Source organism: Actinotalea sp. JY-7876, from assembly GCF_014042015.1.
Classification (GTDB): Bacteria; Actinomycetota; Actinomycetes; order Actinomycetales; family Cellulomonadaceae; genus Actinotalea.
Genome location: NZ_CP059493.1, coordinates 3,540,368 through 3,546,809 on the forward strand (window position 1 = coordinate 3,540,368; position 6,442 = coordinate 3,546,809).

Below are 6,442 nucleotides of genomic sequence, written 5' to 3' on the forward strand. Positions count from 1 at the left end.
AGCCCGCGTCAGCGCAGCAGACCCGGGTCCTGCGGCGAGAGGGTCTCGAGGATCCGGTTGAGGTCCTGTACCGACGCGAACTCGACCGTCATCCGGCCCTTGTTCCGGCCGAGCTGGATCTTCACGCGCGTCTCGAAGCGGTCGGACAACCTCGTGGCCAGGTCGTCCAGCGCCGCGTTGTGGACGCCGGCCCGCGGGCGCCGCACGGGCACGCGCTTCTCGGCGTCACCCCCCAGCGCGACGATCTCCTCCGTGGCCCGCACGGAGAGGCCCTCGGCCACGATCCGCTGCGCCAGGCGCTCCATGGCGGCGCCGTCCGCGAGCCCCAGCAGGGCGCGGGCGTGCCCGGCGGAGAGCACCCCGGCGGCGACACGCCGCTGCACGAGCGGCGGGAGCCGCAGCAGGCGCAGGGTGTTGGAGATCTGCGGGCGTGAGCGGTGGATCCGCCGCGCGAGCTCCTCGTGGGTGCACCCGAAGTCGTCGAGCAGCTGCTGGTAGGCGGCGGCCTCCTCGAGCGCGTTGAGCTGGCTGCGGTGGAGGTTCTCCAGGAGCGCGTCGCGGAGCAGGTCGGTGTCGTCGGTCTCCCGGATGATCGCGGGGATCCGCTCGAGGCCCGCCTCCTGGGTGGCCCGCCACCGCCGCTCGCCCATGATGAGCTCGTAGCGAGGCGCGCCGTCCTCGCCCACGACGGGCCGCACGACGACGGGCTGGAGCACGCCGACCTCGCGGATCGACCCGACCAGCTCGGCGAGGGCCTCCTCGTCGAACACCGACCGGGGCTGGCGCGGGTTCGGAGCGATGGACCCGACCGGCAGCTCGGCGAAGTGGGCGCCCGGCACCGGGACCAGGTCGTCCGTGGTTCCACGTGAAACATCGGCAGCGGGACGGTCCGCTTCCGCCGTCGTGGCCGCGGTTTCACGGGAAACGTCGACGTCCGTAGCGCCGTCGTGCACCGATTCACGTGAAACATCGGCGCGCTCCCCCGGGCGCGGCGACAGGACGTCACCGTGCGGTGCCGGGACTTCCGAGGCCGCTGCACGGGGCCGCTGCGCGTGGTCGTCGACGAGGTCGACCGGCGACGGCGGGACGGTGGCGGCGGCCGCACCGCCGGTGTTCCCGGCGGCAACGACGTCGGTGCTCACGGGGACAGTGTCCGAGACGACGGCCGCAGCGGGTGCCCCGGGAAAGAAGACGTCCACCGGGCGGGCGTCGCCGCTCGGTGCGCTCGGGATCAGGGCTCCGAGGCCACGGCCCAGCCCACGACGCTTCTCAGCCATCAGTTCTCCTCGAGGTAGGTCGTCGCAGCGGGGTTCTCTGCGGGAACGGGCACGCGCGGTGCGCCACGCTCGGCCAGCTCGCGCGCGGCGGCGAGGTAGGAGAGCGCGCCGGTCGAACCGGGGTCGTACGTCATGACGGTCTGGCCGTGGCTCGGTGCCTCCGAGATGCGGACCGTCCTGGGCACCGTCGTCCGCAGCGTCTGCGCCGGGAAGTGCTCCCGCACCTCGGCCGCGACCTGCTGGGCGAGATTGGTCCGGGCGTCGTACATCGTCAGAAGGATCGTCGACACGTGCAGCGCAGGGTTGAGGTGGTTCTTGATGAGCTGGACGTTCTTGAGGAGCTGGCTGAGGCCCTCGAGCGCGTAGTACTCGCACTGGATGGGGATCAGCACCTCGCGCGCGGCGACGAAGGCGTTCACCGTCAGCAGGCCCAGACTCGGCGGGCAGTCGATGAACACGTAGTCCAGGCGGTCCGCGCCGGTCTCGCTCCGGTGCCGGAGGTACACGTCGATCGCGTTCCGGAGCCGGGTCTCCCGGGCGACCAGCGAGACGAGCTCGATCTCGGCCCCGGACAGGTCGATCGTCGCGGGAGCGCACAGGAGGCGTGGGATCCGCGAGGACTGCTGGACCACGGCGGCCAGGTCCTCGTCCTCGACGAGCACCTCGTACGTCGACGGCGTGCCGGCGCGGTGGTCGACCCCGAGGGCGGTCGACGCGTTGCCCTGGGGGTCGTTGTCGATGACGAGCACGTACGCCCCGGCCTGCGCCAGGGCCGCGGCGAGGTTCACCGTGGTGGTCGTCTTGCCGACGCCACCCTTCTGGTTCGCCACGGTGAGGACCCGGGTCGTCGTCGGGCGCTCGAACCGGCGTCCGGACAGGTCGATCCGCCGGCGGGCGTCGACGGCGAGCTGCGCCGCGAGTGGCGTCGACTCGTCGCCGTCCGGGATCGACTGCATGAGCGCTGCTCGGCGCTCGTCGTCCGCCGTGAGCGCCCCCAGGGCGTCAGCCGGTGGCAGGTCCTGCTCGTGCACCCGATCTCCCGTCGTCGTCGGTCCATCCTGCCATCTGGCACCGACAGTCCTCGCCACCGGCGCGGCCTGTTCCACGTGAAACAGACCACCCGCGCGAGCGCGTGCTCCGGCGGGCCTGCAACAGCGTGTGGCGGCGGGGCGCTGTGCGTGGTCGTGACCGCGCACGGGGGTCTCCGCCCCGTCTCGCGGGCGGCGGCAATGCTCGGTTCCACGTGAAACGCCGCGGCGCGGTACAGCCTCCGCACTCGAGCTCGCTAGGCGCGACCTGTTCCGCGTGGAACGACGATCAGTCGAGTGCCGCGGCCACGAGCTCAGGCCGGCTGCGCATGGACGAGCCCACCGCGTGGGTGGCGCCCTGTCCACCAGTGAGGCCGAAGGCGGCCCTGTTTCACGTGGAACATCGCAGAATCACTCCGCGCGGCTCCCACCCACGTCAGCCCGGTGTCAGGACCGGCCCCGGCCCCGTCGCTTCGGGGCCGGCACCGGTACGGTCGCCCGCACCACACGCACGACCCGCGTCACCTCCCCGCCCGGCGACACGTCGACCACCAATCGCTCGCCACCCCCGAGCGCGTCGATGACGGCGCCGGCGGCGGCCAGCTCCTCGACCGCGTGCTCGCCCTTCATCGCCAGCAGCACGCCACCGGGACGCAGCAGCGGCAGGGTCCACCGGGCCAGCCTGTCCATGGGCGCCACGGCGCGCGCCGTCACCGCGTCCGCGGAGATGACGCCGTGCTGCTCCTCGGCCCGGCCCCGGACGACCTCCACGTTGGACAGGCCGAGCGAGTCGCGCACCTCGCTGAGCCACGTGGTCCGACGCAGCATGGGCTCGAGCAGCACCACCCGAAGGTCCGGCCGGAGCGCCGCCAGGACGATCCCGGGCAGACCGGCGCCGGACCCGACGTCGACCAGCGTCCCGGTCGCGGGAAGCAACGGCGCGACCGCGGCGGAGTTGAGGAGGTGGCGCCGCCACAGCCGGGCCACCTCACGCGGGCCGATGAGCCCGCGGCGCACGCCTTCCGCCGCGAGCAGGTCGTGGAACGCCTCGACCGTCGGGCGCCCGGCACCGAGGACCTCGTCCAGCAACGCCGACGAGGGCGCCGGGTCCAGCTCAGCCGGTCCGGCGTCCCCAGCCGACGCGCCGACGCCGCCAGGTTCGGCGTCGGGCCCCGTTTCACGTGGAACCACGTCAGGCAGGCCGCACCACGACGTACCGCGACGGCTCCACGCCCTCGCTGTCGGACGCCAGGCCGGCTTCCGCGACGACGTCGTGGACGACCTTGCGCTCGAACGGGTTCATCGGCTCGAGCGCGACCGGCTGTCCCGCGGCCGCGACCTCGGCGATCGCCGCCCGGGCGACCTCCGCGAGCTCGGCCCGGCGGCCGGCACGGAAGCCGGCGACATCGAGCATGAGCCGGCTCCGCTCGCCCGTCTTGGTCTGTACCGCGAGGCGGGTCAGCTCCTGGAGCGCGTCGAGCACCTCGCCGTCGGCACCCACGAGCGCACGCAGGGCGCGCTCCGTCCCCGGCTCGGCCACGATCTCGACGGCGGCGCGTCCGTGGTCCACGTCGATGTCGATGTCGCCGTCGAGGTCGGCGATGTCGAGGAGCTCCTCGAGGTAGTCGGCCGCGATCTCGCCCTCCTCCTCCAGGCGCCGGACGTCGTCCGGGCCGTCGGAGGTCTCCGGAGCGGCAGTGCTGTCGGTCATGGCGTCTCCTGGTGCACGGGGATGGATCGGGCGGCCGCGGTCGGCCGGCCCGTCGAGATCACTTCTTCGGGGTCCGCGGCTTGCGCGGCGTGCTCGAGCCCGCGCCGTCCGCCCCCGTCGCGCCACCAGGACGCGGCTTCTTGGGCGCGGCCGAGGTCCCGGTGCCGCCCGCGGCAGCGGGCTTCGTCGTGCCACCGGTCGCTCCCGCCGGGCGGGGCTTCGTCGTGCCACCGGTCGCTCCCGCCGGGCGGGGCTTCGTCGCCCCACCCGCGCTGGTGGCCGGTCGCTTCTTCGCCGCGGGTGTGGTCGGCGCAGGGGCGTCGTCCTGGACCTCCAACATACCCCCGGGGGTATCCTGGACATCGTCCTGAGGAGCGTCCGAGGTACCCGCCGGGATTGTCGGCGCACCCGCGACCGGCTTGGCGCGAGCCTTGCGCTTCGGCTGCGGACGCTGCCCGCGCGGCTTCTCCTCCACCTCCGCCTTCGGCTCCTCCAGCACGATGCCCTTGGCGGCCGCCTTGCGCGCCCGGCGCTCCTTGAGCAGGCGGTCCGCCTCGGACCCGGGCGTCGGGTTCCGCCGGATCACGTAGAACTGCTGGCCCATCGACCACACGTTCGTGGTGGTCCAGTAGATGAGGACACCGATCGGGAAGTTGACACCCGAGACGGCGAAGACGACGGGCAGCAGGTAGAGCAGCATCTTCTGCTGCTGCGCCATCGGGCCCTGGAGCGCCGAGGCCGGCATGTTCTTCTGCGTGAGCTGACGCTGCGTGAAGAAGGTCGTCGCCGACATCGCGACGATCAGCAGGACCGTCACGATCTTGACAGAGACGTCGTCCGAGCCGAGGAACGTCTCGGAGATCTTGGCGCCGAAGAGCGTCGCGTTGTTCGCCTCGGCCGCGAGCTCCTGCGTCAGCGGGCCGATGGAGTCCCGGCCGTCGCCGTAGGTCCCGGCCTCGAGGGCAGGCAGGGAGTACAGCACCCGGAACAGGGCGAAGAAGATCGGTGACTGCGCGAGGATCGGCAGGCAGGACGCGAACGGGTTCGTGCCGTGCTTGCGGTAGAGCTCCATCGTCTCCCGGCTCATCGCCTCACGCGACGCGGGGTCCGTCTTGCCCTTGTACTTCTTCTGGATCGCCTGCATCTCCGGCGCCAGGGCCTGCATGCCGCGCGAGGCCTTGATCTGTCGCACGAAGAGCGGGATCAGCAGGATCCGGATGACGATGACGAGGCCCACGATCGACAGCGCCCAGGCGGCACCGGACGCGGGGTCCAGGCCGGCGGCCGTGAGGAGCGAGTGGAACTGGACCATGATCCACGCGACCGCGACCTTCAGCGGCCACAGGATGTTGTCGGGGAACGGCATCAGGCAGAGCTCCTCGCTCGGTGATCACACGCGTGCTCGTCGGCACAGGTCTGGGGGACCCGCGCGGGCGGGACGTCGTCGACGCCACCCGGGGTCCAGGGGTGGCAGCGGGCGAGGCGCCGCACCGCCAGCCACGTCCCGCGCACCGCACCGTGGCGCTGCACGGCCAGCAGCGCATACGACGAGCACGAGGGGTAGTAGCGGCACGTCGGGCCGCTCAGGGGTGAGATCACGAGCTGGTAGGCCCGCAGGAGGCCCACCAGCACCATCCGGGGCAGCTGTCGCAGCGCCTCGAGCTGGCCGGCGCCCGTGTGCGAGCTCATGGCCGGACCGCGGCGGAGGCGGCCCGCCGGGCCGCTGTGCTCAACGCCGAGGTGAACTCGTCGGCCAGGGTCGCGTAGGTCGCGCCGGCGGCCGGCGGGAGGACGCGCACGACGACGTCGGCCCCGTCGGGCAAGGACCCGCGCTGCTCGACCACCACGCCTCGCAATCTGCGTCGAACGGTGTTGCGCACGACCGCACCTCCGACGGTACGCGGGACCACGAAGCCCACGCGCGCGCCCTCACGGTCACCGGACAGCCGGCAGTGGACGACGAGCGTCGTCCTGCCGGCTCGTGCACCGCGGCGGATCGTCAGCGCGAAGTCCTCGGACCGACGCATCCGCAGCGGAGCGGGAAGCACCCCGCTGTCAGGCGGAGAGCTCCGCGCGCCCCTTGCGCCGACGGGCGGCGAGGATCGCGCGGCCGGCACGGGTGCGCATGCGCAGCCGGAAGCCGTGGGTCTTGGCCCGACGCCGGTTGTTCGGCTGGAAGGTGCGCTTCGACACGTCAGTACTCCACAAGGTTGGATCAAGGTCACCGCCGGGACGGCGGACGGTCGTCTGCTTCCTCGGACTGCGACACGCGGGGTCAGGACCCCGCGGCTCGAGAGCACCCCAACTGCTGGGGGCACGCGGGCACGCTGGCAGGAGCCGAGAGAAACGGCTGTGCCACGGTACGTGGCGGATCCCGGCCGGTCAAACAGGAGCACGGCTCTCGACGCCGGGCACGCAATCCGTCA

The 6,442-nt window shown here is 72.7% G+C and carries 8 protein-coding genes; all 8 read right to left on the bottom strand.

The features are described 5' to 3' along the window. Window positions 1-8: 8 nt before the first annotated feature. The gene (locus tag H2O74_RS16400) at window positions 9-1,277 is read right to left on the bottom strand and encodes a ParB/RepB/Spo0J family partition protein (protein WP_182112548.1); all 1,269 of its coding nucleotides are present in this window, start codon (window positions 1,275-1,277) and stop codon (window positions 9-11) included. After that, window positions 1,277-2,233, bottom strand: coding sequence for a ParA family protein (locus H2O74_RS16405; RefSeq protein WP_182114352.1), 957 nt, complete (start codon window positions 2,231-2,233; stop codon window positions 1,277-1,279). The genes H2O74_RS16400 and H2O74_RS16405 overlap by 1 nt, the downstream gene beginning before the upstream one ends. Window positions 2,234-2,752: 519 nt before the next feature. After that, window positions 2,753-3,394, bottom strand: a complete 642-nt coding sequence (gene rsmG / locus H2O74_RS16410) for a 16S rRNA (guanine(527)-N(7))-methyltransferase RsmG (protein ID WP_255491693.1) — start codon at window positions 3,392-3,394, stop codon at window positions 2,753-2,755. Window positions 3,395-3,497: 103 nt separating this feature from the next. Further along, window positions 3,498-4,016, bottom strand: coding sequence for a R3H domain-containing nucleic acid-binding protein (locus H2O74_RS16415; RefSeq protein WP_182112549.1), 519 nt, complete (start codon window positions 4,014-4,016; stop codon window positions 3,498-3,500). A gap of 58 nt (window positions 4,017-4,074) precedes the next feature. Then, entirely contained in the window at window positions 4,075-5,382 is a 1,308-nt protein-coding gene (yidC, locus tag H2O74_RS16420) for a membrane protein insertase YidC (RefSeq protein ID WP_182112550.1), read from the bottom strand. Further along, on the bottom strand, window positions 5,382-5,705 hold the full coding sequence (gene yidD, locus H2O74_RS16425; protein WP_182112551.1) for a membrane protein insertion efficiency factor YidD: 324 nt from the start codon (window positions 5,703-5,705) through the stop codon (window positions 5,382-5,384). Before yidD ends, yidC begins: the two co-directional genes overlap by 1 nt. Next, window positions 5,702-6,064 (bottom strand): ribonuclease P protein component, encoded by a 363-nt coding sequence (gene rnpA, locus H2O74_RS16430; RefSeq protein WP_182112552.1) that lies wholly within the window; start codon window positions 6,062-6,064, stop codon window positions 5,702-5,704. Before rnpA ends, yidD begins: the two co-directional genes overlap by 4 nt. Window positions 6,065-6,071: 7 nt before the next feature. Further along, window positions 6,072-6,209 (bottom strand): 50S ribosomal protein L34, encoded by a 138-nt coding sequence (gene rpmH / locus H2O74_RS16435; protein ID WP_010849920.1) that lies wholly within the window; start codon window positions 6,207-6,209, stop codon window positions 6,072-6,074. Between the last annotated feature and the right edge of the window lie 233 nt (window positions 6,210-6,442).